A 24,863-nucleotide genomic window follows, 5' to 3' on the forward strand; every position below is an offset into this window, starting at 1 on the left:
GTGGCCACTGTCGCCGCCTCTCTCCGGGCTCCCGTTAGCCTGGTCGCCAACCCCTAGCGTGGCAGCAACCGGCGATGTGCATTGACCGCCATGAGAATACCGAAACCGGCCATCAAGGTCACGCTGGACGTCCCCCCGTAGCTCACCAGGGGCAGCGGTACGCCGACCACCGGCAGGATGCCGCTGACCATACCGATATTGACGAAGACGTAGATAAAGAAGGTCAGCATGATGCCGCCTCCCAGCAATCTGCCGAAGGTGTCCTGGGCGGCGCCCGCCAGCCACAGTCCACGTGCGACGATCAGCAGGTACAGCAGCAGGAAGGCCAGCATGCCGACCAGCCCGAATTCCTCGCCCAGCACGGCCACGATAAAGTCGGTGTGCCGCTCCGGCAGGAACTCGAGCTGCGACTGGGTGCCCTCGAGCCACCCCTTGCCCCAGACGCCCCCGCTGCCGATGGCGGTGGTCGACTGGATAATGTTCCAGCCGGCGCCCAGCGGGTCGCTTTCGGGATCGAGAAAGGTCAGCACGCGCTGGCGCTGATAGTTGTGCATGTTCATCCACAACAGCGGCAACGCTGCCCCCGCCAGCGCCACCATGACACCGATAAAGCGCCAGGACAGCCCCGCCAGCAGGATCACGAAGACCGCCGCTGCCGCCACCAGCAGCGAGGTGCCAAGGTCCGGCTGGCGCGCGATCAGGCCCACCGGCAGAGCGATCAGCAGCGCGCAACCGGCCAGCGCGCGCCAGTTGGGTGGCAGCTCGTGGCGACTGAGCCAGGCCGCCACCATCATCGGCATGGCGATCTTCATCATCTCGGAAGGCTGAAAGCGCACCACGCCGGGAATCACCAGCCAGCGCTGAGCGCCCATGCCGACGTCACCGAGGATCTCCACCGCCACCAGCATCACCAGGCCGGCCAGGTAGGCCGGCAACGCCCAGCGCATCAGCGTCGCCGGTGAAAACTGCGCCAGCACCAGCATGACCGCCCAGGCCACGCCGAAGCGAATCGCCTGGGCGGTGACCACGTGAACGTTCTCGCCACTGGCGCTGTAGAGCACCGCCAGGCCACTGCACATCAGCACCAGCAGCATGCCGAGCAACCAGGGATCGACGTGCATCCTTTGCCAAAACGAGGTGCGTCGGGCGATACCGCTGGCCGGGGGACGCACCGGGTGGCCGCGCAACGAGCGCACAAAATCGATGGCCATCAGTCTTCCTCCTCGGCGGCGGTCTCGTCGGTGCGCGGACGACCGGCGTTGTGGTCGAGAATCCAGGCATCGGCCATGGCCCGAGCCAGCCCCGCGGCGTGGGTCGACCCGCCACCGGCGTTCTCGACGATGACCGAAATGGCGATTTGAGGGTCCTCCACCGGCGCAAAGGCCATGAACAGCGCATGGTCGCGCAGACGCTCCCGCAGTTCAGCGGCGTTGTACTTCTGGTTCTGCCCCAGCGAGAACACCTGGGCGGTACCCGACTTGCCGGCCATGCGATACTGAAGGCCTGCCCCGGTGCGCCGTGCCGTGCCCTCGCGCCCGGACAACACCTTTTCCATGCCGTTGAAGACCCGGGTCCAGTAGTTCTCGGGGGCCTCGATATCCGGCGGCGTGTCGGGCAGATCCACCGGCACCGGCTGGTCGCCGATGCGCTTGGCCAGCCGCGGGCGCACCCAGTGGCCGCGATTGGCGAGCACGGCGGTCGCGGCCGCCAACTGCAGCGGAGTGATCTGCAGATACCCCTGGCCGATACCCACCGACAGCGTCTCGCCGGGATACCAGGGCTGATTGAAGCGTGCCTTCTTCCAGTCTCTGGATGGCAGCAGACCATCCCCCTGCCCGGCCACGTCGGCGGCGACCCGGGTGCCGAAGCCGAAGGCCCCCAGGTTCTCGTCGATACGATCGATGCCGAGCTCGTGGGCCAATGAATAGAAATAGGTGTTGTTGGACACCGCCAGGGCGCGTTCGAGATTCACCCGCCCATGACCCCAGCGCAGCCAGTTGCGGTAGCGCCGGTCGTCATTGGGCAGCTGATAGTAGCCCGGGTCGTAGATGACCTCGTCCGGGGTAACGGCCCCTTCGATCAGCCCGGCCATGGCCATGAACGGCTTGATCGTCGACCCCGCCGGATAGCTGCCCCGGGTCGCCCGATCGAACAGCGGCAGATCGATATCGCTCTGCAGCCCGCGGTAGGACTTGACGTCGATGCCGGTGACAAACTGGTTGGTGTCGAATCCAGGCACCGAGGCCATCGCCAGAATTTCGCCGGTCTGGGGCGCAATGGCGACGATGGCGCCGCGCCGACCATCGAGCAAATCCACAGCGAGCTGCTGCATGTCCATGTCCAGGGTCAGGGTCAGGTCCTGCCCCGGCTCGGGGTCGGTGTGCCCCAGCTCACGCAGCACCCTCCCCCGGGCGTTGGTCTCGACCTTTCTCAATCCCGCACGACCGTGCAGCTGATCCTCGTAGAAGCGCTCCACCCCGGTCTTGCCGATAAAGTGGGTACCGGCGTAGTTGCCCGGATCCAGGCTCTCGAGTTCTTCGGCGTTGATCCTGCCCACGTAGCCAAGCGCATGGGACATGATCTCGGCGTCGGGATAGAAGCGCAGCAGCTGGGCCTGCACCTCCACTCCCGGCAAGCGGTGGCGATTGACCGCGAGCCTGGCGATCTGCGACTCGGTCAGATCACTCATCAACAGCGCCGGCTGGTAGGGACGCTGACGCTGGCGTGAACGCACCTTGAAGGCGTCCACCTCTTCGTCCGGCAGATCCAGCAGCTCGACCAGCAGCTCCAGGGTGGCATCGAGATCATCGACCCGCTCACGCACCAGGGTCAGGTTGTAGGTGGGACGATTTTCGGCCAGCAATTGGCCGTTGCGGTCGTAGATCAGCCCGCGGGTCGGGGGCAGCGGCTCCACCCTCACCCGATTCTTCTCGGATCGAGTGCTGTAGACCTCGTGCTGGACGATCTGCAGATAGCACAACCGTCCCACCAGCAGGCCGGACAGCAGTACCACGACCACCCCGGCAAGCGTCGCACGCACACGAAAGATGCGCAGCGCGTTCTCGGGGTTCTTGAGGGTTTCGCGACGCTTACGCATGCGAGAGGCAATCCTTGTCTGACGCAGGAGCCATCATCGGTGGTAGGGGTGTCCCACCATCAGGGTCCAGGCACGGTAGAGCTGCTCGGCCAGCACCAGCCGCACCAGTGGATGGGGAAGGGTCAAGGGTGACAGCGACCAGCGCTGGTGGGCGCGGGCCGACAGCGTCGGGGCCAGGCCATCCGGGCCACCCACCAGCAGCACCACATCACGCCCGGCATGACGCCACTGATCGGCCTCATCGGCCAGCCGCTCGGTGGTCCAGGGCTTGCCGAGCACCTCCAGCGCCACCAGATGCTCATCACCCTTGAGGCGTGCCTCGATGCGCTCGGCTTCCTGGGCCACGGCACGCGCGGTATCCGCGTTCTTGCCGCGATGGCCCGGGGCGATCTCTTCGACCTCCAGGCGAAAATCCCGCGGCAGACGCTTGCGGTACTCTTCGACACCGTCGGTCACCCAGCCTGGCATGCGTGTTCCCACCGCCAACAGGCGGACCTTCATGCCTTGGCCTCTTCCTCTGATGCCGGTGCATCGCTGGGAAGGTCCGACCACAGTCGCTCCAGGTCGTACAGCGCACGGGTGTCCGGCATCATCACGTGGACCACCACGCCGCCGAGATCGACCAGCACCCAGTCCGACCCGTTTTCACCCTCGACGCCCAACGGCTGAACGCCATTGTCCTTGGCGTTGGTAATGACGCTGTTGGCCAGCGCCGACACATGTCGTGTCGAGGTCCCGCTCGCCACCACCATCCAATCGGTCACGCTGGTCAGCCGAGACACGTCGAGCACCTCGACGTCCTTGGCCTTGATATCGTCAAGCGACTCGATCACGAGCGCCTTCAATGCTTCAATCTGCATAGCCCCTCATCACTGGGTAGTCATCGACCTCCCATTGTACCTGTTGGGAAGCCGAGTGGCAGCGCCAATCCAGCGCCTGATCGAATTTCTCGGACCGTGTTGCCTTGGCTGCCGCGCTCAGACCGCGCGGTACAGGCGTTGCGCCTGGATGCGCTCTTCCACTGCCGGCGGCAGCAGGTAGCGCACGCTCTTTCCCTGCATCAGGCTATGCCTGACGAAGGTGGCCGAGATCGCCATCCGCGACGGCAGCGACAGGCGCAGCAGTCGGCCCTGGGGCTTGGCCATCAGGGCATCGCCATGCTCGACCTCACGCCCCTCGATCAGCGCCTGAAGCGCTTCGGGCAAGGGCGCTTCGTGATCGGGGCGTTCGACCACCACCAGATGGGCAAGCGCGAAGATCCTTTCCGGGTTGTGCCAGTTCGCCAGCTTGAGAAAGGCGTCGTGACCAAGGGCCATGACGATGCGCGCCTCGTGGCCGTAGCGCTCACGCAGGGACTCGAGCGTCTGCACGCTGAACGACGGGCCCTCCCGTTCCAGCTCGCAGGGGTCCGCCGCCAGCCCCGGGGTATCGCCGATTCCCAGGCGCAACAGCTCGAGCCGTTTTTCGGCGGTGACCTGGGGCCGATCGCGCAACGGAGGCTGAGCCGCAGGGATCATGTGCACGCCATCGAGCGACAGCGCAGCGCGAAGCTCAAGCGCGGTGCGCAGGTGGCCTAGATGGACGGGATCGAAGGTGCCGCCAAGCATGCCGATGTGCGCAGGACGGCCCTCGACGTCAAAGCGAACGGCGCCACTCACTGTCGAATCTGGCCATCGCCGAAGACCACATACTTGCGCGTGGTCAGCCCCTCGAGCCCCACCGGCCCCCGGGCATGCAGTCGGTCGGTGGAGATGCCGATCTCCGCACCGAGCCCGTATTCGAAGCCATCGGCAAACCGGGTCGAGGCGTTGACCATGACCGAACTCGAGTCGACCTCTGCCAGAAAGCGGCGTGCCAGGCTGTAGTTCTCGGTGACGATGGACTCGGTGTGACGCGAGCTGTAGCGCTCGATATGCGCCATGGCCTCGTCGATGTCATCGACTACCCTGACCGACAGCACCGGCGCAAGGTACTCGGTGGCCCAGTCCTCGTCACTCGCCGTGAGCCAGTGATCGACGATCGCCCGGGCGCGGGCACACCCCCTCACCTCGACGCCCTTTTCCGCGTAGTCAGCGGCCAGGGTCGGCAGCAGGGCCTGCGCCACCTGTGCGTTCACCAACAGCGTTTCCATGGCGTTGCACACGCCGTAGCGATGGGTCTTGGCGTTGACCGCGATGGCACGGGCCTTGTCCAGGTCGGCGGCGGCGTCCACGTAGACGTGACAGATGCCGTCCAGATGCTTGATCACTGGCACCCTGGCCTCACGCGAAATACGCTCGATCAACGATTTGCCACCACGGGGAATGATCACATCGACAAATTCGTCCATGCTGATCAAGCGACCCACGGCGGCACGGTCGGTGGTCGCCACCAGTTGCACGGCGCCCTGGGGCAGTCCGGCTTCGGCCAGCCCAGAGGCAATGCAGCGGGCCAGCGCCTGGTTGGACGCGCTGGCCTCGGAGCCCCCGCGCAGAATGCAGGCATTGCCCGATTTCAGGCACAGGCTGGCGGCTTCCATGGTGACGTTGGGGCGAGATTCGTAGATGATACCGATGACACCCAGGGGCACGCGCATCATGCCGACCTGGATGCCGCTGGGCCGAGTGCTCAGGCCATCGATCTCACCGACAGGGTCGGGCAAGGCAGCGACCTGGGTCAGGCCCTCGATCATGGCGTCGATGCGGCCGTCATCCAGGGCAAGGCGATCAAGCAGAGCCTCGTCGAGCCCCTTGTCGCGACCGCGCGCCAGATCCTGCCGATTGGCCGACAGGATCTCTTGACGAGACGCGTCCAGCGCCTGAGCCATCGCCTTGAGCGCCTGGTTTTTGCGCGCGGGTGGCAGGCGACGCATATCGGTGGCAGCAACACGGGCCGCCTGGCCCATGGCGGTCATGTAGGCGTCGATATCGGCGACGCACTCGGCGGTGGCATTGGCGGATGAGTCGGACACGGTGAAACGAGTCTCCTGGTAGAACGAGGTCTCCGGGCAAAGAAAGAAGGCTTGCACCGGGATGACAACGCGGACGTGATGCGGATCGTGAACCACAGAAAGGATCATATTAAGACAGCATGCGGAACAAGTACAAAGTCGGCCTGTTCAAGCTGAACCTGTTCGCCGCGGCCGCACTGCTGGCCCTTTGCGCGGCGACCTCGGCGCGGGCGCTGGACACCACGCTGCTTGGTCTGGCCGCGCTATGGCTCGGGATCACCGGCATCGTCATCGAGTTCAGCCACCGCCGCCATGCCTACCGCGCCTGGCTGGTGGTGGCCAGCGTGCTGCTTGCCGCCCTGGTGATACTCTCGCCCGACGCCAACGGTGCCTGGCTGTGGGCCTGGCCTTTCCTGTTGATCCTGCCCCAACCCCAGTGGATGCTGATACTCAACGCCAGCCTTGCCGGGATAAGCTGGTGGAGCCTGATCACCCAGATGAGCCTTCACCATTGGGGCCTGGCTGGCGCGCTCTTGCTGTGCCTGTGCTTTCTTGCGATCGGACGTGCGCTGCCGGGCGGACATTCGCAACGCCTGATGCGCAGGAGAGCCCGTCTGGCGCCCGGACTGCCGCTGTGGTCGGCCAGCCAGCTGGAACGCGACCTGGCTCGGGAAAACAGCCGCGCCACCCGTGACGGCGTCCACGCCGAACTGGTGGTGATCCAGATCCATGGACGTTCTCTGTGGCGGGTCGCCCAGGACATCTGCACACGCATCAAGCGGTTCGAGAACGCCTATCGGCTAAACGGACGTACCGTCGCCGTCATGCTGACCAGTCGAGACGCCGTGCAGGCCAGGCAACGACGCCAGGAACTGCTGGAAGACATCGCCGTGCCGATCACGGTACGCACCGTATCGATTGCCAATCTGGACAACCTGCCCATGGTGCTGGCGGCCCTGGACAAGCAGTGCCCTGTCACCCAGGTGGTGGAGGACGACGCATGATCGAGCCACCCCAGTGGGTCCGTTCCTGGCGTGTCTGTGCCGATGTCATGGGGACCTTGCTGTTGGCGTCACTGGCCCTGTGGCACTATCTGCTGGGGCAATACGAGAGCATCCTGCTGCCGGCGTCCCTGAGTTGCCTGATGGCCGTGATCACGGTCTTCGATACCAGAAGAGCCTCGCGCGTCTCGAACTATCTGCTGCTGCTGTGCGGCTGCCTCGCCCTTTATGACCAGACGGTGCTGCAGGCATCGTTCGACGCCTTCTGGATCAGCGTACCGATCACCCTGATCCTGCTGGTACTGCCCTTCGGCCCTGCTCTGGTGCTGGCGCTGGCCGTCATGCCAATCTGGCTCATGGTGGTCGGCCAGTCTTCGCCAAGCCTCGATCAAATCAAGTTTCTGCTGACCTTCCTTGCGGTGACCTCCCTGGCCGGCTGGGAATATCTGCGCCAGCGCGACCTGAACCGGGCCACCGACCCCAGCGACGTCGACTGCGATGCGATCAATCGCGCCACCCTGCACGAGCGCCTGAACGGGGAGTTCGAGCGCGCCCAGCACCTGGACCAGCGGCTGGCGGTGGTGATCCTGCACCTGCCACAACTGGAAATCGCCAGTGAGCAGTACGGCTCTCGCACTCAGCTAACGCAACTCGACCAACTGTGCCAGGCGGTACGCCTTCACTGCCGTGACCACGATATTCTGGGACGGGAATCCCATGACACCTTCTGGCTGGTACTGCCCAACACCACCGAAAGTGGTGCAATGCTGGTGATCAAGCGACTGGAACAGGCGCTGTCCGAGGTTCGCCTGTCGGACATCGGCCCCTTGACCCTACGCTCACGGCTCTGCGCCCTGAACGCCAAGGAACCCTGGCAGCATTTCGAGCAGCGACTGGCTCGCCGCAGCGAGGCACTGGCCGTCACTCCCCTCCCTCCCGGTCGCTCCTGACCACCCTGACTGTGGCAGAATGCCGAAACATCACGACGGCCCAACGCAAAGGAGAACAGGGTGGGAAATGCCGGGGACTGGTTGATTCAGTGGGCGCCTTCGCCCGGACTGTTGCTGCTGCTGATCTTTACCATCGCGCTGGTGGAGTCGCTTGCCCTGATCGGCGTGGTGGTGCCTGGCGTCGTTCTGATCACCGCCGCCGCCTCCCTGGCCGGCCACTACGACATCGCGGTTGGCTGGGTCATCGCCTGTGCCTTTGCCGGTGCCGTGGTGGGAGACGGCGCCAGCTACGCCATCGGCTATCGCTACCGTGAACAGGTCACCGCCATGTGGCCGCTGTCACACCACCCGGAGTGGCTGGCCCGGGGTGCACGATTCTTCCAGCGTCATGGTCCTCTTTCGGTGCTGCTGGGGCGATTCGTCGGACCGGTCCGCCCCATCGTGCCGCTGGTGGCGGGCATTCTGCGCATGCCGCCGACGACCTTCACCTGGGCCAATCTTGGCTCCGCCCTGCTGTGGGCACCGGCCTACATCCTGCCCGGTTATCTGCTGGGTCGAACCTGGCAACAGTGGCTGGCATTGCCGGACGACCTGCACCCCTGGCTGACAGCGCTCGGCGTCACCGTGGCGGTGCTGGCGCTGCTGTTCTCGCTGGTCCGCCACCACGCCTCGCCTCAGGGCCTGCTGTACCGTAGCTTCGCCTGGGTCAGCCATCACCTGCCCGGCGGGAGGCGCCTGTGGCAGGCCCTGGCCCCCCACCACGAGGAAGAGCCTCCCCTGGCCAGTTGGCTGTTGCTCCTGGGTGCACTGACCGCGCTGAGCGCCTGGACGCTGGTCGTGCTCCAGGCAGACGGACCGCTGATGATGGATACGCGGCTTCACGCCTTGATCGGCGGGCTCGAGCTACCCGGACTTCTGGCGCTGTCAGAGACACTGGCCGAGGCGGGAGATACCCTCGGCGTGGCGGCATTGGCACTGCCCTGGCTGGTGTGGCTGGCCAGCCGCCGTCACTGGGCGGCACTGGGCCTCGTGAGCGCTGGACTGATGGCCATCGCCACGCTCAACACCCTGGGCAAGGAGGTGATCGGCCGCCTTCGTCCGGATGCCCCTGACTATCTCGCCCACTCTCTGTCCTATCCCAGCGCCCACACCTCGACGGCGGTGGTCCTGTACGGCATGGCGGCCGCCTTTATCGCCCAGACGCTGCCACGCCGCCAACGCTTCTGGCCCTACTGGGTGGCGATCGCCATCGTCGTGCCCATGGCATTGTCACGCATCGTGCTGGGCGTGCACTGGCTGAGCGATCTCGTCGGGGGAGCCCTGCTTGGCCTGGTGGTCTGCGCCATGGTTCAACTGGCCTGGCTCAGGCGGGACCGGACGGCCCTGACGCCGTGTCCATTACCGGCGCTGCTGCTTGCCTCGCTGGCCCTGGTCAGCGCACGCATCCTGTGGCTGCCGCCGGTATAGGACAGTGACACGCCCCCGAACCGACACCTCTGGCAAGGCGGGCACGGGGCCTTGTCCAGACATCGATGAGTGCCGGCACTTTTCAGACAAGCCCTAGCCCAGCGCCAGCCACAGGCCCACACCAATCATCAAGGTCCCGGCGATTCGGTTGAGCAACCGTACACTGCCCCCACGTGCGAGCAGGTGACGCAGACTCTTGCCGCCGCTGGCGTACAGCAGAAGGCAGGTGAACTCGAGACTCAGGATCACCAGAATCAACCCCGCCAACTGGGTCAGCACCGGCCGCGCCGGATCGATAAAGGGCGGCAGCAATGCCACGAAAAAGGCCCAGCCCTTGGGGTTGGCGACCGCAGTGACAAAGCCCTGCATGGCCAGCTCCCGTCGCTTCGGCGGCGCGGTATCCTCAAGATTGTCAGGGATCGCCATGCGCCCCCGTGAGCGCCACATCAGCCACCCCAGATAGACCAGGTAGGCCCCGCCCAGCCACTTGAACAAGGCAAACAGCGCCGGCAGCTTGAGCATCAGTGCCGCCACCCCCGCACCGGCGGAGAAGGCCACCAGCCCCACGCCAACCAGCTCCCCCAGCATCATCCACAGCGCCCGCTTCACCCCCTGGGTCATGCCCAGCACCATGGCCAGGGTCATGCACATGCCTGGCGTCAGCGAGACCAGAAAGAAGGTCGGAACGAACACAGAGAGAACGGACAGACTGGGCATGGATTTCCTTATCCCGAGCAGCGCTGGAGAGGTGTCTGACGGCGCGAGGTGATGATGGTATTAGGTGATGATGGTGCCAGGTGATGATGGTGTCTTGTGATAACGATGCCAGCTACGCACTCAGTCGCCGACGGTGGACCCGGAGGACCCCTCGCCCCACCTTGGCATAAGCTGATGATCGATACCCAGCTGATTGAGGATGCGCGCCACGATGAAGTCGATCAGATCATCGATGCTCTGCGGCTGGTGATAGAAGCCGGGTGCTGCGGGCAACACCACTGCCCCCATACGGGTCAGACTGAGCATGTGCTCCAGATGAATCGCCGAGAACGGCGTCTCCCGGGGTACCAGCACCAGGCGGCGGCGCTCCTTGAGCGCCACATCGGCGGCACGCTCGATCAGATTGTTGCTGGCGCCACAGGCCACCGCCGACAGCGTTCCCGTCGAGCACGGGCAGATCACCATGGCACTGCTGGCGCCGGAGCCCGACGCCACCGGTGCCATCCAGTCCTCACGGCCAAAGCAGCGGATCTGGCCCTCGGCCGCCGAGAACCGCTCGCTGAGCGCCTCGGCCAGCAGCGCCGGGCGTGGCGGCAACGACACCTCGGTCTCGGTGGCGATGACCAGATGCGCGGCCTTGGAGATCATCACCCACACCTCGTGCCCCGCCGACACCAGCGCCTCGATCAGCCTCAGTCCGTACTGGGCGCCGGAGGCGCCGGTCAGGGCCACGGTCACAGGGGGCTTGAAGCCTTCAGCCATGGGCGGCCTCCAGCGCCTTGAGCAGGCGCTCGTGGATGCCGCCGAAGCCGCCGTTGGACATCACCACGATACGATCATAGGGACGCGCCTGTGCCACCAGATCGTCGACCAGCGCATCGATCTCGCCACGACGGTGCGCCGGTATCGGCGAGGCCTCGACCAGTGCCTCCACCGACCAGTCTAGCCCCTCGGGCTGGTACCACCAGACCTGATCGGCCTGGGCCACGCTGTCCGCCAGGCGATCGCGCAGGGTGCCCAGACGCATGGTGTTGGACCGCGGCTCGATCACCGCCAGCAGGCGACCGCGCTGGGTCGAAGCGCGCAGCCCGGACAGCGTCGCCGCGATGGCGGTGGGATGATGGGCAAAGTCGTCGATCACCTGGACGCCGCCGACCTCGCCGCGCACCTCCTGGCGACGCTTGGGCGTCTCGAAACGCGACAGCGCAGCGGCGCCGCGCGCCAGATCCACGCCGAACACGCTGGCGGCGGCCAGGGCGGCCAGGGCATTGCGGGCGTTGTAGTCACCGGTCAACCCCCAGTCGACCACGGCGTCCTCGTCGACCCCGTCCGGCCGCCGCTGGATCACCCTGAAACGACTGGCATCGTCACGCTCTAGCTCGATGCGCCAGGCCGAGTCCTGCTGCTGCCCCATGCGCGACACCGGTGTCCATGCGCCTTGGGCCAGCACCCGGTCCAGCGCCGGCGCGTCGTCCGCCACCAGCAACTGGCCACGCCCGGGCACCGTACGCACCAGGTGATGAAACTGGCGTTCGATGGCAGCCAGGTCGGGAAAGATGTCCGCGTGGTCATACTCGAGGTTGTTGAGGATGGCGACCAGCGGGCGGTAGTGAACGAACTTGGAGCGCTTGTCGAAGTAGGCGGTGTCGTACTCGTCGGCCTCCACCACAAAGGGCGCCTGCTCGCCGCCCAGTCGCGCCGAAACGCCAAAGTTCCTCGGCACCCCGCCGATCAGAAAGCCAGGCGCCAGCCCAGCGCTTTCGAGCAGCCAGGCGGTCAGGCTGGCCGTGGTGGTCTTGCCGTGGGTGCCCGCCACCGCGATCACCGGGCGCCCCGGCAGCACGTGCTCGGCCAGCCACTGGGCACCGGACACGTAGGACAGGCCACGATCGAGCACCGCCTCGACTTCAGGGTTGCCCCGCGACAGGGCGTTGCCGATCACCACCAGGTCCGGTGTCGTCGTCAGATTGTCGGCGGCGTAACCGCGCATCAGGGCGATGCCGGCCGTTTCCAGCTGGGTGCTCATGGGGGGATAGACGCTGGCATCCGAGCCGCTGACCTGGTGGCCAAGCTCCCGCGCCAACAGCGCCAGGCTGCCCATGAAGGTGCCGCAGATACCGACGATATGAAGATGCATGGCGCCTCCGGTGCGCTGCTGCTGCCCCGTCCCCGAGTCGACGCGCACGGCGCCCCCGGCAGACAACGGCACTCAAGGTTGGCGGCAGCCTAGCATGCCCCGACAAAGGCCTCCAGAGGCGGCGTCACGCCCTCGTCGCTGTTGCCGATCGCCCACTGTTTTACTTCGACGTCGGCGTTCGGCTGCGCCGGGGCATGCCGGTCGGATGCAGGCACCAGGCCGATGGGCTAGAATCGCCGACCATGTTCCGGCGCTGTCCCGGCGATGGTTGCCACGCGATGGCTTGCCACACGATGGCTTTAGTCCGCGAAGGCTTTAGTCCGCGAAGCCCTTCCCGACGAAGGCCTGGCCGACCGCGACGCGCCCACCGATCCTTTCCCTTCGCCACGCCGCGTGGGGACGTTGTTCGTTTCACCGTATTCACGATCCAGAACCAGGAGCCCCACGCCCCATGGCCCAGCACAACGCCTTCTACGCCCAGTCCGGCGGCGTCACCGCCGTGATCAACGCCAGCGCCTGCGGCGTCATCGAGACCTGCCGCCAGAACAGTGATCGCATCGGCAAGGTCTACGCCGGCCACAACGGCATCATCGGCGCCCTGACCGAGGACCTGATCGACGTAAGCCAGGAGTCCGATGACACCATCGCCGCCCTGCGCCACACGCCCGGCGGTGCCTTCGGTTCCTGTCGCTACAAGCTCAAGGACATCGAGAGCCATCGCACCCAGTACGAGCGCCTGATCGAGGTGTTCAAGGCTCACGATATCCGCTACTTCTTCTACAACGGCGGTGGCGACAGCGCCGACACCTGCCTCAAGGTCTCGCAGCTGTCCGAGAAGATGGGCTACCCGCTGACCGCCATCCACGTGCCCAAGACCGTGGACAACGACCTGCCGATCACCGACAACAGCCCGGGTTTCGGCAGCGTGGCCAAGTACATCGCCACCTCGACCCTCGAGGCCTCCATGGACATCGCCTCCATGTGCGCCACCTCCACCAAGGTGTTCGTGCTCGAGGTCATGGGTCGCCACGCCGGCTGGATCGCCGGTGCCGGTGGCCTGGCCGGCCAGGGCGAGGGTGAGCCACCCCACCTGGTGATCTTCCCCGAGATTCCCTTCGACCGTCGCCAGGTGATGGAGCGTGTGGAGTACGCGGTCAAGAACTACGGCTACTGCGTGATCGTGGTTTCCGAGGGCGCACGCTACGAGGACGGCACCTTCCTCGCCGACTCGGGCAACACCGACGCCTTCGGACACCGCCAGCTCGGCGGCGTGGCCCCGACCCTGGCCGGCATGGTCAAGCAGGACCTGGGCTACAAGTACCACTGGGCGGTTGCCGACTACCTGCAGCGCGCCGCGCGCCACCTTGGCGCCAAGACCGACGTCGAGCAGGCCTACGCGGTCGGCGTCAAGGCGGTGGAACTGGCGCTCGAGGGGCACAACGCCCAGATGCCGGCGATCAAGCGCGTCAGCGACAACCCCTACCGCTGGGAGATCGAGGCGGCACCGCTGGCCGATGTTGCCAACCGCGAGAAGTTCATGCCGCGCGAGTACATCCGCGAGGATGGCTTCGGCATCAGCGACGCCGGCCGTGCCTACCTGGCACCGCTGATCCAGGGCGAGGACTTCCCTCCCTTCGAGAACGGCCTGCCGAAGATGGCGCGCCTCAAGCTCGCGCGGGTGGAAAAGCGTCTGCCGGAATTCAGCCTGTAACTCAGTCTGTAACATAGACGCGCCACAGCTCGCTGCGGCCCGGCGCTGCATCACGCACGCACCGCGACCGAGACGCAGCCGACGCGACGCCGGCATGAAAAAAGCCCCGAGGCCTGGCCTCGGGGCTTTTCGTTTGACGCCGCAGGGTGTGTCAGGAAGACCAACGGGCCCGTCTCGCGGATCACCAAAGCCCCAGGCTTTCTCCGATAAGTCGACGAGCGCAGGCACTTTTCAGGCAAGCCCTAGGCGCTGTCCGAAAAGTCGACGAGCGAAGGTTAGACAAGGCAAAAATCGGTGAGACAGCGCAGTTTACGGGGTGTAAATGAGCATTTTGACCGGGCTGGCGCACCAGCCGATTTTTAACGCCGTATTACCGAGCGCAGGCACTTTTCAGACAAGCCCTAGCGTAGCCACCAGGACAGGATCAACAGCACCAGCAACAACCCGGCGATGGCCTGCCACAGGTTGGCGGGTTCCTTCCAGGCACGGATCGAACGACTGGGGGCTTCAGACACCTGCTGGCGACCGGGCCGCACGCTATAGAGAAATTCCGACAGGCGCCGAAAACGCAGCGATCGCTGCGGGTCCAGGGCACGCTTCAAGGCCTCGTCGAGCTCCGCGCTGACGTCTGGCCGGTAATGACGCACGCTACGGTAGCTCAACTGCTCGAGATCGGTATGACTGCGCAGCTGATGGGTCGGCACCGCGTAGGGCAGACGTCCGCTGATCAACCAGTACACCGTGGACGCCAGGGCGTACTGGTCACTGCGCCGGCCGACCTCGTCATCGAGCGCATACTCGGGCGCACTGTGTTCGTTGAGCCCCACCTGGGCCACCAGCCGTCGGGAGCGCCGGTGCCCGTCGACATCGCGCAGATGGCAGGCACTGAAGTCGGTCAGTACCACGCGCCCCTGATCATCGATCAAGACGTTGTCTGGATGAACCTGCTGGTGAATCAGGTCACGGTGGTGCAACGCCTGCAGCGCCTTGCCCAGCTGCAGCGCGATGTCGAGTCGTTGACCGAGACTGGCACGCGGATAGCGCGCGACCCACTCGCTCAAGGTCATGCCATCGACGTAACGCATCAGGTAGTAGAGATGGCGGCGGGACCGGGAAGGCTCGACCACGCTGACCACAAAGGGCGAGTGAACCCTCTCCACCACCCACTGCTGAAGCAGGAAGTGCTCCAGGTAGGCGTTTCGATTGGACAGTTCAGGACTTGGCGCCTTGAGCACACAGACCCGCTCGGTATCCACATCGCGCACCCGGTAGACCCGTGAGTGGGCGGTGCGTGACATCACCGCTTCCACCACCAGTCCGTCGATCTGGTCACCCACCGCAAGCTCGGGGGGAATCGGCAGATCCCCGTACAGCCGACTGGGAGCGTCGCTGGCCGCATCAGGCAGTTCATCCACCCGGACCAGTTGAAAGCAGAAGGGATCACTACCGTAGCCCCGCTCACGAGCCCTGGAGCTTGCCGCCTCGGCCAGGCGCTCACAGGCCGCGTCCAGGTCACTGGCATCTTCGCGAATCAGCCGCACATAGTCGGAGGGCATCAGGGTCCCACGCACCCCCTGGGTGGTGAACAGAAAGATGTCCCCCTGCTTCAGCGGCCACTCCGAATAGTCGATGTCGATGCCGACATCCATGCCCAGCGCCCTGGCCGGGTAGCGATAGCCCCCCAGGTCGGTGACGTGGTCGCGGCTCAACTGCTCGAACTCGGCTCCCCGAAGCCGAAACACCAGGGTGTCACCTACATGAAAGAGGTGCGCGCCACGGTCCTTGAACACCACCGTCGACAACGACGACACATAGCTGCCGTCCTCCATCTGGCGGGTCATGCCATGACACCAGGCGTTGAGCGCACGCATCACTCGCTGGGCCGACGCCTTGATGGTCCAGTGCGCCGGAGTCGCGTAGTAGTCGTTGAGAAATCCGCGCACGCTGAGATCTCCCGCCTGCTTGGCCAGGGCATGGCCTGAGGCTGAATCGCTGATCAGCGCGCAGGCGCCCTTGGGCTCGCCCTCTTCCGGCAGGCGCACCGACATCGAACTGCGCTGCCGATGGCGTTCGGGCGCCACAAAGGCTTGCCCATAACTCAGAGCGAGACGTGCGGTGGCCAAGATCACCTCCTGTGACTCCAGCGTTGATGACGCGACAAGACGTGGGCCAGGGGGCCGACGCCTTCACCGGCGGTATGATACACACCGAATCCCTGATATGCCTGACAAGTCGCCTTTGGCTTTGTTTACTGTGCTTTGGTGGCACCTCACCCCGCCGTCTCGTCCCATGGTTGTCTTGCGCGCCTTGTTGCAGCGCGTCAAGATACGCCCACCATATTGGTAATCCCGTCACGGGGTTCGTATAATCCGACGGATTTTTTTCCGCCGCCCAGGCGGACATCCGCCCAACGAAGGACGCGAGCATGAACTTCGACAACATCCCCGCCGGCAAGGAACTCCCCAACGACCTCTTCGTCGCCATCGAGATTCCCGCCAATCACGCCCCGGTGAAGTACGAAATTGACAAGGACATGGGTGCCCTGCTCGTCGACCGCTTCATGGCGACGCCGATGTTCTACCCGGCCAACTACGGCTTCATTCCGCACACCCTGGCAGACGACGGCGACCCCCTGGATGCCCTGGTGGTCACCCCCTACCCCGTCGCACCCGGCAGTGTCATCCGCGCCCGTCCGGTGGGCATCCTCAACATGACCGACGAAGCCGGCGAAGACGCCAAGCTGGTGTGCGTCCCGCACCCCAAGCTGTCCAGCCTCTACGACGATGTTCAGGAGGTCACCGATCTGCCCGAGCTGCTGCGTCAGCAGATCGCCCACTTCTTCGAGAACTACAAGGATCTCGAGAAGGGCAAGTGGGTCAAGGTGGAATCCTGGGAAGGTGTCGAGGCCGCCCGCAAGGCCATCGAAAAGTCCGCCGCCGCCTACACCAAGGCCTGAGCATCGGCGCAGACGCGCCAGCGACGGTTGCTTCCCCAGGCCACGCCTGGTCCTGGGGAAGCGTCAAAAAAAGCCGCCCGGATTCGGGCGGCTTTTTTGCTGTGCCTGTTACTGTGCCTGTCTGGCGGGCTGGACGCTGCGCTCTTCCGCCTGCGCATCAACGGCTGCTGCTGCGGTCCTCGAGCGCCCGGTAGTTCAGCCTCGCGTTCTCAGCAGGGCAAAGCAGGCGGTGCACATCACCAGATAGGCGCTGAAGGTATGGGGGTCACGAAACATCGTCTGGGTCAGGCCGAACCCCGCATACATCACCACGATCAGCGCGCCGGACAGGGCGAGCACACGACACTGGCCATCGCCATGATCGAGGCGACGCACAAAGCTCGCCAACGGAATCCCATAGAACAGCAGCAGCAGCGCCACCCCCGCAAGGCCACGTCGAGCGGCGGTGTCCAGCACGTCACTGTGAAGCTGGAACCCGATTCCGGCCATGCCCTCGGGCAGCCGGCCCGCCGCGACCAGTGTCTCGAGCCAGGCGACCAGACCATCCTCTCCCCAGCCCCAGAGGGGCCTGGCTGCGAACGCCTCGCCAGCGATGCCCCACAGATGCCAGCGCAAGCCCGCGTTGGTGTCGACGGCCCCCTGGCGCCATAGCAGGACGATATCCTCGGCCAGTGCCCACAGCCGAGGCAGTGCCACCAGGGTCGCCACGCCGATCGCCAGGGTGGCGGTCATCCGGATGGCGAAGCGCCGGCGGGGTGTAAGCGTCGACCAATAGAGGCGCGCCCGCCGGCCGTGACGCAGGACCAGCACCAGCATCACCAGCGGCAGGGTCAGCCAGCCGCCCCGGGTGCCGGACAGCAGCGAGCCAAGCAGCCCCATCACCGCTCCCAGCGCCGCCCACCAGAGGAACAGGCCGCGCCGCCCTTCACTGACGTTGTCGAGCCACCACACCAGGCTGAGCACCCCGAGCACCAGGCTGAGATTACCAAAGGGAATGGCGTTGATCAGATCTCCAGCCCGACGCTCATCCTCGATCAGTCGGTCATACAGCGCCTTCAGCCCGGATAGCACCGCCCCCAGGGTAATCCCACGCCACCACCAGTAAAGCGAGGGAGGCCTGGCACGCCATGCCAATAACAAAAGCAGCCCAAGCCAGGGCCACCAGGGCAGTGACGGCACGCTATAACGCGCCAGGGGCGGCCCGCTACGCCCCGCGTCCAACACCAGCTGAAAACCGAAAAGCGCCAGCATTGCCACCCATGCAAGGGACTCGGCGTCCCGGGGAAGGCTGCGCCGCACCAGCACCGCCATCGCCGCCAGTGACACCAGCAGCATTCCGGTGAACCGATACGCCCAGGGTAGCGTCAGCAGACTGGACAGGAAGACGAACAGTGCCAGCCCCTGGATCGCCGACGAGGACTGCGCCGGCCATCCTCGATAGTGCCTTGCCACACCCGGCGGCGTGCGCATGGCTCAGGCGACGATGCCATGATAGGAGCGATACCAGTCCACGAATCGAGCCGCGCCCTCCTCGACCCCGATGCGCGGCTGATAGCCGGTAGCGCGATACAGTGCAGTGGTGTCGGCCCAGGTCCGAGGAACATCGCCCGGTTGCATCGGCAGGAAGTTGTACTCGGCCTTGCGCCCCAGTGCCGCCTCGATGGCGTGGATAAAGTCCATCAGCCCCACCGGGCTACCGTGTCCGATGTTGTAAAGCGCGTAGGGTGCACTGCTGCGATCCGGTGAGTCGTCGACCACGCCGGCGTCGGGGTCCGCGCTGGGGACCACTTCCAGCAAGCGCACGATGCCCTCGACGATGTCGTCCACATAGGTAAAGTCCCGCGACATCTCCCCGTGGTTGTAGACGTCGATCGGACGACCTTCGAGGATCGCCTTGGTGAACAGGAACATCGCCATGTCCGGTCGCCCCCAGGGGCCATAGACGGTGAAGAACCTGAGTCCGGTGGTCGGCAGTCCATAAAGGTGGGAGTAGGTGTGCGCCATCAGCTCGTTGGCCTTCTTGGTCGCGGCGTAGAGGCTGACAGGATGGTCGACATTGTCGCGTGTGGCGAAGGGCACCACCTGATTCATGCCGTAGACAGAGCTGGACGAGGCATAGAGCAGGTGCTCTACCTGCTGGTGCCGGCATCCTTCGAGCACATTGAGATGCCCCACCAGATTGGCATCCACGTAGGCGTGGGGATGGGTCAAGGAGTACCTTACCCCCGCCTGTGCCGCCAGGTGCACGACACGATCGAAGCGCTCGTCGGCAAACAGCCGGTCGACACCCTCGCGATTGGCCAGATCCAGCCGCACGAAACGTACGTTCTGCAGCTTTTCGAGACGTGCCAGCCGCGCTTTCTTCAAGGACACATCGTAGTAGTCATTGAGGTTGTCCACACCGACCACCTCAAGCCCGTCACGAGCCAGACGTGCGGCTAGCGTCGAGCCGATGAACCCTGCCATCCCGGTAACAAGCACCTTCATCTGTTCCCTACTCCCATGGTGCTGGCAAGATCCGTCCACGGCACTCTCGCCACGTTTGACCGCCGTACTGTAGACGCCCTGAACCGAACACCAACAGGGCACCACTAGTCCGACGACTGGTCAATATCTAATGCTCTACGGCAAAGTCTCTAATAATATTTGCCGTATCAATCAACCGCGTTTCCCCTCCCTTCACCAGACTACAACTGCACACTTTTTAACTTCCTGCACAGTAAATCTTACGAAACCCCTGCATACCCGCCATTATCAACACCTTTGCATTGACTTCAATGGAGGAGGAACACATTTCCCTTGGGCATCTAAAAATTTCGCCGCCATGACGTGACTCGTTTCATACCCTCACATCATAGGTACACCACTAATTTCACGCATGGAAATGACTTCTCTAAATCTCTCTGACCAATTATCAAAACCATCAACCAATGGGAGTTTTTTGACGCTGGTGAAATATTTCAATGCAGATATGATGCAGGAAAGGAATAGCACGTCGTAAAGCCAATCCAGACAACGAGGAAACAGCACAGTCGTCCAAACAAAATCCTAAAATATGGACGATTTTCCAAGCAGGGGATCCCTACCATGGGCAACTTTATCGAAGCCGCCTTGCGACTCCCTCGTCGCAAGAAAAGGATATTTCAGCTCGTCGCCGATATCATGCTTATCGAGACCAGCCTCGTCGTATCCATGGCCATCAACGGGCTTTTTGGCGCCTTTGTGCGCGCCCCTTCCGCCTACGCCTTGAATGTACTTGTCACGGCGATTTCCCTGGTCGTCTTTATCAAGCTAGGCCTCTATCGCGCTGTACTCAGATACGTCGGAAGCCGCGCTATCGTGACCCTGTTCATTGGCGTCGCTACCTCGACGCTGGTGCTTGACCTGCTTGGCCGCGCGATATTCACCCCGCTTCCTGCAGGCGTCCTTTTCGACTATTTCCTGCTCAGTCTGCTGCTGACCGGCGGCACCCGTTTTGCGCTGAGAAGCCTCTACCAGCATCGTCTGATGAAGGACAAGCCCAGGGTGCTTATCTATGGTGCGGGCTCTGCAGGCTGCAAGCTGGTGGCCTCTCTTCGTCAGGGAAGTGACTACCTTCCGGTGGCCTTCGTCGATGACTGGCGCGGCATGGAGGGCACCCATGTCGAAGGTCTCGAGGTCCACTCTCCTCGTCATATTGCGGAGCTGGTCGAGCGCCTCAACATCGAAAAGATCCTGCTCGCCATTCCCAGTGCCAGACGCAGACGTCGCCAGGAGATAGTGGCATCGCTGGAACCCCTCAATATCACGATCCAGACCATTCCACGCCTGGATGATGTGGTGCAGGGCAGAGCGAAGATCGAAGATATTCGTGACGTCAGTGTCGAAGAACTGCTGGGCCGTGACCCGGTCCCCCCGCGACAGGATCTGATGGACGCCAATATCCGCGACCAGGTGGTCATGGTGACCGGTGCCGGCGGCTCGATCGGGTCGGAATTGTGCCGACAGATACTGGCTCAACGTCCACGCCAACTGCTGCTCTTCGATAGCTGCGAGTACTCGCTGTACCAGATCGAACAGGAGCTTCTGGGGTTCCTGGACAGCCTGAGCCTTGCTGTAGAGCTGAAGCCATTTCTCGGCACGATCCAGGACCAGAAGCGTCTTCGCATCATCCTTCAGGGCTTCAAGGTGGACACCATCTACCATGCCGCCGCCTACAAGCATGTGCCCATGGTCGAGCACAACATGGTCGAAAGCCTCAAGAACAATACCTTTGGCACCCTGGCCGCTGCGCGAGCGGCCATCGACAGTGGGGTATCGACCTTTGTGCTGATTTCCAGCGACAAGGCGGTGCGCCCCACCAACGTCATGGGCACCAGCAAGCGCCTCGCCGAGCTGGTCTGTCAGGCGCTGGCAGAGCAATCGTCGACTACCCGCTTCTGCATGGTGCGCTTCGGCAACGTGCTGGGTTCTTCCGGCTCGGTGATTCCCCTGTTCCGGCGCCAGATTCAACAAGGTGGCCCGGTCACCGTGACCCATCCCGAGATCACCCGCTACTTCATGACCATCCCGGAAGCGGCGCAACTGGTCATACAGGCAGGCGCCATGGGCCAGGGGGGAGACGTGTTCGTGCTGGACATGGGGCAACCGGTGAAGATTCTCGATCTCGCCAGGCAGATGATTCGGCTGTCGGGACTGGAGCCTCGCACGGCCGACAACCCCCATGGCGAGATCGACATCGTCTTCACCCAACTACGTCCCGGCGAAAAGCTCTACGAGGAGTTGCTGATCGGACAGAACGACCAGCCCTCGGAGCACCCTCGGATCATGACCGCCAACGAAGGCTACTGGTCCTGGTCGCAACTGGCCCCCTACCTAGAGCAACTGCGCTCGGCACTGGACAGCGCTGAACTCGAGCGCGTGAGGGAACTGCTGCGTCTGCCGCCCACCGGTTACAGCCCTACCGGGGGTATCGCCGATCTTGTCTGGCGCCAGCACATGGCCCAGCCAGCCTCACCGACACGACGACTCGCTGGCGCCGCAGACCCCAATCCTGCCCCCCTTGCGCTTGCGGCAAAGCCACTCTAGCGCCGATCCCCCAGGTTCTGCTGACACGAGGCCCCCATGGAACATTCACTGACGCTGGACAAGGCACGCATCGCGGTCATCGGGCTTGGCTATGTCGGCCTGCCGCTGGCGGTCGAATTCGGCAAGCGCTACCCCACTCTGGGCTTCGATATCAGTGCCGAGCGTATCGCTCAGTTGCACGACGGTATCGATACCACGCGAGAAGTGTCACCAGGCGAGCTGAACCTGGCGCCGCTGCTGAGTTTCACCTATCAGCCGGCCAGGCTGGCCGACGCCAATGTCTACATCGTCACGGTCCCCACCCCGATCGACGCCCAGCACAATCCCGACCTGACACCGTTGCTGGGGGCCAGTGCCACGGTGGGCAGGGTGATTGCCAAGGGTGATATCGTGATCTTCGAGTCGACGGTCTACCCCGGCGCCACCGAAGACGAGTGCATCCCGGTCATCGAGAAGCTGTCCGGGTTGCGCTACAACCGCGACTTCTTCGCCGGCTACAGCCCGGAGCGCATCAACCCCGGTGATCGCGAGCATCGGGTCACCAACATCCGCAAGGTGACCTCCGGCTCGACGCCGGCCAGCGCCAACTTCGTCGATGAGCTATACGCCTCGGTCATCACCGCCGGCACCTTCCGAGCCAGCTCGATTACCGTGGCCGAGGCCGCCAAGGTCATCGAGAACACCCAACGCGACGTCAACATCGCCTTGATCAACGAGCTGTCCATCATCTTCGAGCGTCTGGGCATCGACACCGAAGAGGTGCTGGAAGCCGCCGGCACCAAATGGAACTTCTTGCCCTTCCGTCCTGGCCTGGTGGGCGGGCACTGCATCGGCGTGGACCCCTACTATCTGACCCACAAGGCGCAGCAGGTTGGCTACCATCCCGAGGTCATCCTGTCCGGCCGCCGTATCAATGACGGCATGGGCGCCTACGTGGCCAATCAGTTGATCAAGTGCCTGGCCAAGCGACGCATCCATGTGCAGGATGCCCGGGTACTGATCATGGGCCTGACGTTCAAGGAGAACTGCCCGGACCTGCGCAATACCCGTGTCATCGATATCATCGACGAGCTGCGCGAGTTCAACGTGGCGGTGGACGTGCTCGACCCCCACGTGGACCGTGACGAGGCGGTGGCCGCCTTTGGCCTTCGCCCTGTCGACGAACCGGAACCCGGCGCCTACGACGCCGTCATCATCGCCGTCGCTCACCACGAATTCCGTGATATCGGGGTCGAGCGAATCCGCGGCTGGGGCAAGCCGGAACACGTGCTGTATGACCTCAAGTATCTGCTGCCCAAGGGCGCGGCGGATCTGCGCCTCTAGCCTTTGTCACTACGCCTAGGGGCATCCACAGCGGCCATCGCCTTGCCTCCCTTCCTTCCTTCCGCTGCCGCCTGGCCAATCGCTGCGGCGGTGCAGGCGCAATAGGTGCCCGGCAGACAGCGAAATTGGTGCCCCAGAAACGCAATGGGCAGGACCCGAAGGCCCTGCCCATTGCGGTTTTTCCAGAGGCGTAGCTGCGGCCACGCTCAACAGGTTCCACGGGCTCAACAGACTGACGTCGACAGCCCCACAGCGACAACGTCACTCGGGACAGAGTGCAGGCTGCGTTGCCCGCGCCATGACCTCCTCGAGCACCCGACAGGTCTTGTCCATCTGTTCCTCGGTCAGGGTCGGATGGATCAGCAGCATCAGGCTGGTCTCTCCCAGTTCCCTGGCCACCGGCAACGGCCGCGACGGGCGCCAGGGAGTGTTGTCGAAGGCGCGTTCCCGGTAGACCTCGGAGCAGCTGCCACTGAAACAGGGCACCCCCTGGGCATTGAGACACTGCATGATGGCGTCGCGGCTCCAGCCCTCGGCCAGGCGTTCGGGACGGACAAACACATAGGCCTTGTAGCCGGCATGGACGATGTGTTCGGGCGGACGCGGAGCCCGCAGTCCCGGACAGCGATCTGCGGCGTCGAGAATGGCGTAAAGATTGGCGCGGCGGCGCTGACTCCACTGAGCCATGCGCGCGAGCTGGCGTCTTCCCAGCACCGCCTGCATCTCGGTCATCCGCCAATTGGTACCGAAACTGTCGTGCAGCCAGCGGAACCCCGGCGGGTGGGCCCGCTCATGGACCGCTTCCCAGCTCTTGCCGTGGTCCTTGTAGGCCCACATACGCCGGTGCAGCCCAGGGTCGTCGGTGGTGACCATGCCCCCTTCCCCGCCGGTGGTCATGATCTTGTCCTGACAGAATGACCAGGCCGCCACATCACCGAAGGTGCCGACGCTGCGGCCACGATAGCGCGCACCGTGTGCCTGGGCGCAGTCCTCGATGATCGAAAGACCAAAGGTCTGCGCCAGTTCACCGAGGGCATCCATGTCACAGGGCCAGCCCGCCAGATGGACGGCGACGATGGCGCGGGTGCGTGGGCTCAGGCACTCCTCGACGCTGGCGACCGACAGGTTCTGAGAGTCACGCTCGATGTCGGCAAACACCGGGGTAGCGCCCGCATTGACGATGGCCGACACCGACGCCAGGAAGGTCCTGGGGGTCACGATCACCTCGTGCCCTGGTCCGATATCCAGGGCATGAAGCGCCAGATCCAGCGCCAGGGTGCCGTTGGCTACGGCGACAGCGTGGTGGGCGCCTGTCCAGGCGGCGAATTCGCGCTCGAACTCGCGGCCCTCGTCGCCGGTCCAGTAATTGACGCGTTGACTCAGCAGCACACGCGATACCGCCTCGGCGTCGCCTTCATCGAAGCAGGGCCAGGGTGCGAAGGGGCCATTGAGCATAGGGGCTTCTCTCTACGGAGGTCTTGTCGGGGTACCACCGGCTAGGGCTTGTC

At 64.3% G+C, this 24,863-nt stretch carries 20 protein-coding genes; 7 read left to right on the plus strand and 13 right to left on the minus strand.

Features of this window, described 5'->3' with window-relative positions:
- Positions 1-53 precede the first annotated feature (53 nt).
- From rodA to KUV74_RS13485, 6 genes are all read right to left on the minus strand, one after another.
- A complete protein-coding gene (gene rodA / locus KUV74_RS13460) occupies positions 54-1,211 on the minus strand; it encodes a rod shape-determining protein RodA (RefSeq protein ID WP_108132837.1) in 1,158 nt (385 codons plus the stop codon).
- The gene (gene mrdA / locus KUV74_RS13465) at positions 1,211-3,097 is read right to left on the minus strand and encodes a penicillin-binding protein 2 (protein WP_108448861.1); all 1,887 of its coding nucleotides are present in this window, start codon (positions 3,095-3,097) and stop codon (positions 1,211-1,213) included. Before mrdA ends, rodA begins: the two co-directional genes overlap by 1 nt.
- A 33-nt stretch (positions 3,098-3,130) precedes the next feature.
- A complete protein-coding gene (gene rlmH, locus KUV74_RS13470; protein WP_108132839.1) occupies positions 3,131-3,598 on the minus strand; it encodes a 23S rRNA (pseudouridine(1915)-N(3))-methyltransferase RlmH in 468 nt (155 codons plus the stop codon).
- On the minus strand, positions 3,595-3,957 hold the full coding sequence (rsfS, locus tag KUV74_RS13475; RefSeq protein ID WP_108132840.1) for a ribosome silencing factor: 363 nt from the start codon (positions 3,955-3,957) through the stop codon (positions 3,595-3,597). The genes rlmH and rsfS overlap by 4 nt, the downstream gene beginning before the upstream one ends.
- Positions 3,958-4,074: 117 nt before the next feature.
- Entirely contained in the window at positions 4,075-4,704 is a 630-nt protein-coding gene (gene nadD / locus KUV74_RS13480; protein WP_108448871.1) for a nicotinate-nucleotide adenylyltransferase, read from the minus strand.
- A gap of 47 nt (positions 4,705-4,751) precedes the next feature.
- A complete protein-coding gene (locus KUV74_RS13485) occupies positions 4,752-5,990 on the minus strand; it encodes a glutamate-5-semialdehyde dehydrogenase (protein WP_083970559.1) in 1,239 nt (412 codons plus the stop codon).
- Positions 5,991-6,166: 176 nt separating this feature from the next.
- Here KUV74_RS13485 and KUV74_RS13490 point away from each other — a divergent pair, with 176 nt between their 5' ends.
- The 3 genes from KUV74_RS13490 to KUV74_RS13500 are packed head-to-tail and all read left to right on the plus strand — an operon-like array spanning position 6,167 to position 9,444.
- Positions 6,167-7,030, plus strand: a complete 864-nt coding sequence (locus KUV74_RS13490) for a hypothetical protein (protein WP_045994178.1) — start codon at positions 6,167-6,169, stop codon at positions 7,028-7,030.
- Positions 7,027-7,977, plus strand: coding sequence for a diguanylate cyclase domain-containing protein (locus KUV74_RS13495; RefSeq protein ID WP_045994177.1), 951 nt, complete (start codon positions 7,027-7,029; stop codon positions 7,975-7,977). The genes KUV74_RS13490 and KUV74_RS13495 overlap by 4 nt, the downstream gene beginning before the upstream one ends.
- A gap of 60 nt (positions 7,978-8,037) precedes the next feature.
- Positions 8,038-9,444, plus strand: coding sequence for a bifunctional DedA family/phosphatase PAP2 family protein (locus tag KUV74_RS13500; protein WP_124803700.1), 1,407 nt, complete (start codon positions 8,038-8,040; stop codon positions 9,442-9,444).
- A gap of 93 nt (positions 9,445-9,537) precedes the next feature.
- Here the strand turns inward: KUV74_RS13500 and KUV74_RS13505 are convergent, their stop codons facing one another.
- The 3 genes from KUV74_RS13505 to mpl form a co-directional block, all read right to left on the minus strand.
- Positions 9,538-10,161, minus strand: a complete 624-nt coding sequence (locus tag KUV74_RS13505) for a LysE family translocator (protein WP_045994175.1) — start codon at positions 10,159-10,161, stop codon at positions 9,538-9,540.
- Positions 10,162-10,281: 120 nt separating this feature from the next.
- Positions 10,282-10,923 (minus strand): flavin prenyltransferase UbiX, encoded by a 642-nt coding sequence (locus KUV74_RS13510; protein ID WP_222516574.1) that lies wholly within the window; start codon positions 10,921-10,923, stop codon positions 10,282-10,284.
- A complete protein-coding gene (mpl, locus tag KUV74_RS13515; protein ID WP_222516575.1) occupies positions 10,916-12,298 on the minus strand; it encodes a UDP-N-acetylmuramate:L-alanyl-gamma-D-glutamyl-meso-diaminopimelate ligase in 1,383 nt (460 codons plus the stop codon). The genes KUV74_RS13510 and mpl overlap by 8 nt, the downstream gene beginning before the upstream one ends.
- 451 nt (positions 12,299-12,749) lie before the next feature.
- Between mpl and KUV74_RS13520 the strand changes: the two genes are divergently transcribed.
- Complete coding sequence (locus tag KUV74_RS13520; RefSeq protein WP_124803704.1) at positions 12,750-14,009, plus strand: 6-phosphofructokinase; 1,260 nt, start codon at positions 12,750-12,752, stop codon at positions 14,007-14,009.
- Positions 14,010-14,410: 401 nt separating this feature from the next.
- Here the strand turns inward: KUV74_RS13520 and KUV74_RS13525 are convergent, their stop codons facing one another.
- Positions 14,411-16,132, minus strand: a complete 1,722-nt coding sequence (locus KUV74_RS13525) for a bifunctional protein-serine/threonine kinase/phosphatase (protein WP_124803706.1) — start codon at positions 16,130-16,132, stop codon at positions 14,411-14,413.
- 302 nt (positions 16,133-16,434) lie between these two features.
- Here KUV74_RS13525 and ppa point away from each other — a divergent pair, with 302 nt between their 5' ends.
- The gene (ppa, locus tag KUV74_RS13530) at positions 16,435-16,965 is read left to right on the plus strand and encodes an inorganic diphosphatase (protein WP_045993354.1); all 531 of its coding nucleotides are present in this window, start codon (positions 16,435-16,437) and stop codon (positions 16,963-16,965) included.
- 195 nt (positions 16,966-17,160) lie between these two features.
- Here ppa and KUV74_RS13535 read toward each other — a convergent pair whose 3' ends face one another.
- Together KUV74_RS13535 and KUV74_RS13540 are read right to left on the minus strand one after the other, a co-directional pair.
- A complete protein-coding gene (locus KUV74_RS13535; protein ID WP_124803708.1) occupies positions 17,161-18,435 on the minus strand; it encodes an O-antigen ligase family protein in 1,275 nt (424 codons plus the stop codon).
- Positions 18,436-18,438: 3 nt separating this feature from the next.
- Entirely contained in the window at positions 18,439-19,452 is a 1,014-nt protein-coding gene (locus tag KUV74_RS13540) for an NAD-dependent epimerase (RefSeq protein ID WP_222516576.1), read from the minus strand.
- An 852-nt stretch (positions 19,453-20,304) separates the two neighbouring features.
- Here KUV74_RS13540 and KUV74_RS13545 point away from each other — a divergent pair.
- Positions 20,305-22,032, plus strand: coding sequence for a nucleoside-diphosphate sugar epimerase/dehydratase (locus KUV74_RS13545; RefSeq protein ID WP_315900805.1), 1,728 nt, complete (start codon positions 20,305-20,307; stop codon positions 22,030-22,032).
- Positions 22,033-22,068: 36 nt separating this feature from the next.
- Positions 22,069-23,355 (plus strand): Vi polysaccharide biosynthesis UDP-N-acetylglucosamine C-6 dehydrogenase TviB, encoded by a 1,287-nt coding sequence (gene tviB / locus KUV74_RS13550; RefSeq protein ID WP_108132849.1) that lies wholly within the window; start codon positions 22,069-22,071, stop codon positions 23,353-23,355.
- Between the two features lie 261 nt (positions 23,356-23,616).
- Here the strand turns inward: tviB and KUV74_RS13555 are convergent, their stop codons facing one another.
- Complete coding sequence (locus KUV74_RS13555; protein WP_124803714.1) at positions 23,617-24,810, minus strand: DegT/DnrJ/EryC1/StrS family aminotransferase; 1,194 nt, start codon at positions 24,808-24,810, stop codon at positions 23,617-23,619.
- Positions 24,811-24,863 lie beyond the last annotated feature (53 nt).

Origin of the sequence: Halomonas sp. DP1Y21-3, assembly GCF_019801245.1 — a bacterium.
Lineage (GTDB): Bacteria > Pseudomonadota > Gammaproteobacteria > Pseudomonadales > Halomonadaceae > Halomonas > Halomonas litopenaei.

What these genes read in the sequence shown, in the direction of transcription:
- rlmH (WP_108132839.1), bottom strand. Translation starts at nt 3,598, where the DNA reads ATGAAGGTCCGCCTGTTGGCGGTGGGAACACGCATGCCAGGCTGGGTG.
- nadD (WP_108448871.1), bottom strand. Translation starts at nt 4,704, where the DNA reads ATGCTTGGCGGCACCTTCGATCCCGTCCATCTAGGCCACCTGCGCACC.
- KUV74_RS13485 (WP_083970559.1), bottom strand. Translation starts at nt 5,990, where the DNA reads ATGACCGCCATGGGCCAGGCGGCCCGTGTTGCTGCCACCGATATGCGT.
- rsfS (WP_108132840.1), bottom strand. Translation starts at nt 3,957, where the DNA reads ATGCAGATTGAAGCATTGAAGGCGCTCGTGATCGAGTCGCTTGACGAT.
- KUV74_RS13555 (WP_124803714.1), bottom strand. Translation starts at nt 24,810, where the DNA reads ATGCTCAATGGCCCCTTCGCACCCTGGCCCTGCTTCGATGAAGGCGAC.
- mpl (WP_222516575.1), bottom strand. Translation starts at nt 12,298, where the DNA reads ATGCATCTTCATATCGTCGGTATCTGCGGCACCTTCATGGGCAGCCTG.
- KUV74_RS13510 (WP_222516574.1), bottom strand. Translation starts at nt 10,923, where the DNA reads ATGGCTGAAGGCTTCAAGCCCCCTGTGACCGTGGCCCTGACCGGCGCC.
- KUV74_RS13505 (WP_045994175.1), bottom strand. Translation starts at nt 10,161, where the DNA reads ATGCCCAGTCTGTCCGTTCTCTCTGTGTTCGTTCCGACCTTCTTTCTG.
- tviB (WP_108132849.1), top strand. Translation starts at nt 22,069, where the DNA reads ATGGAACATTCACTGACGCTGGACAAGGCACGCATCGCGGTCATCGGG.
- KUV74_RS13520 (WP_124803704.1), top strand. Translation starts at nt 12,750, where the DNA reads ATGGCCCAGCACAACGCCTTCTACGCCCAGTCCGGCGGCGTCACCGCC.
- KUV74_RS13495 (WP_045994177.1), top strand. Translation starts at nt 7,027, where the DNA reads ATGATCGAGCCACCCCAGTGGGTCCGTTCCTGGCGTGTCTGTGCCGAT.
- mrdA (WP_108448861.1), bottom strand. Translation starts at nt 3,097, where the DNA reads ATGCGTAAGCGTCGCGAAACCCTCAAGAACCCCGAGAACGCGCTGCGC.
- ppa (WP_045993354.1), top strand. Translation starts at nt 16,435, where the DNA reads ATGAACTTCGACAACATCCCCGCCGGCAAGGAACTCCCCAACGACCTC.
- KUV74_RS13540 (WP_222516576.1), bottom strand. Translation starts at nt 19,452, where the DNA reads ATGAAGGTGCTTGTTACCGGGATGGCAGGGTTCATCGGCTCGACGCTA.
- KUV74_RS13535 (WP_124803708.1), bottom strand. Translation starts at nt 18,435, where the DNA reads ATGCGCACGCCGCCGGGTGTGGCAAGGCACTATCGAGGATGGCCGGCG.
- KUV74_RS13490 (WP_045994178.1), top strand. Translation starts at nt 6,167, where the DNA reads ATGCGGAACAAGTACAAAGTCGGCCTGTTCAAGCTGAACCTGTTCGCC.
- rodA (WP_108132837.1), bottom strand. Translation starts at nt 1,211, where the DNA reads ATGGCCATCGATTTTGTGCGCTCGTTGCGCGGCCACCCGGTGCGTCCC.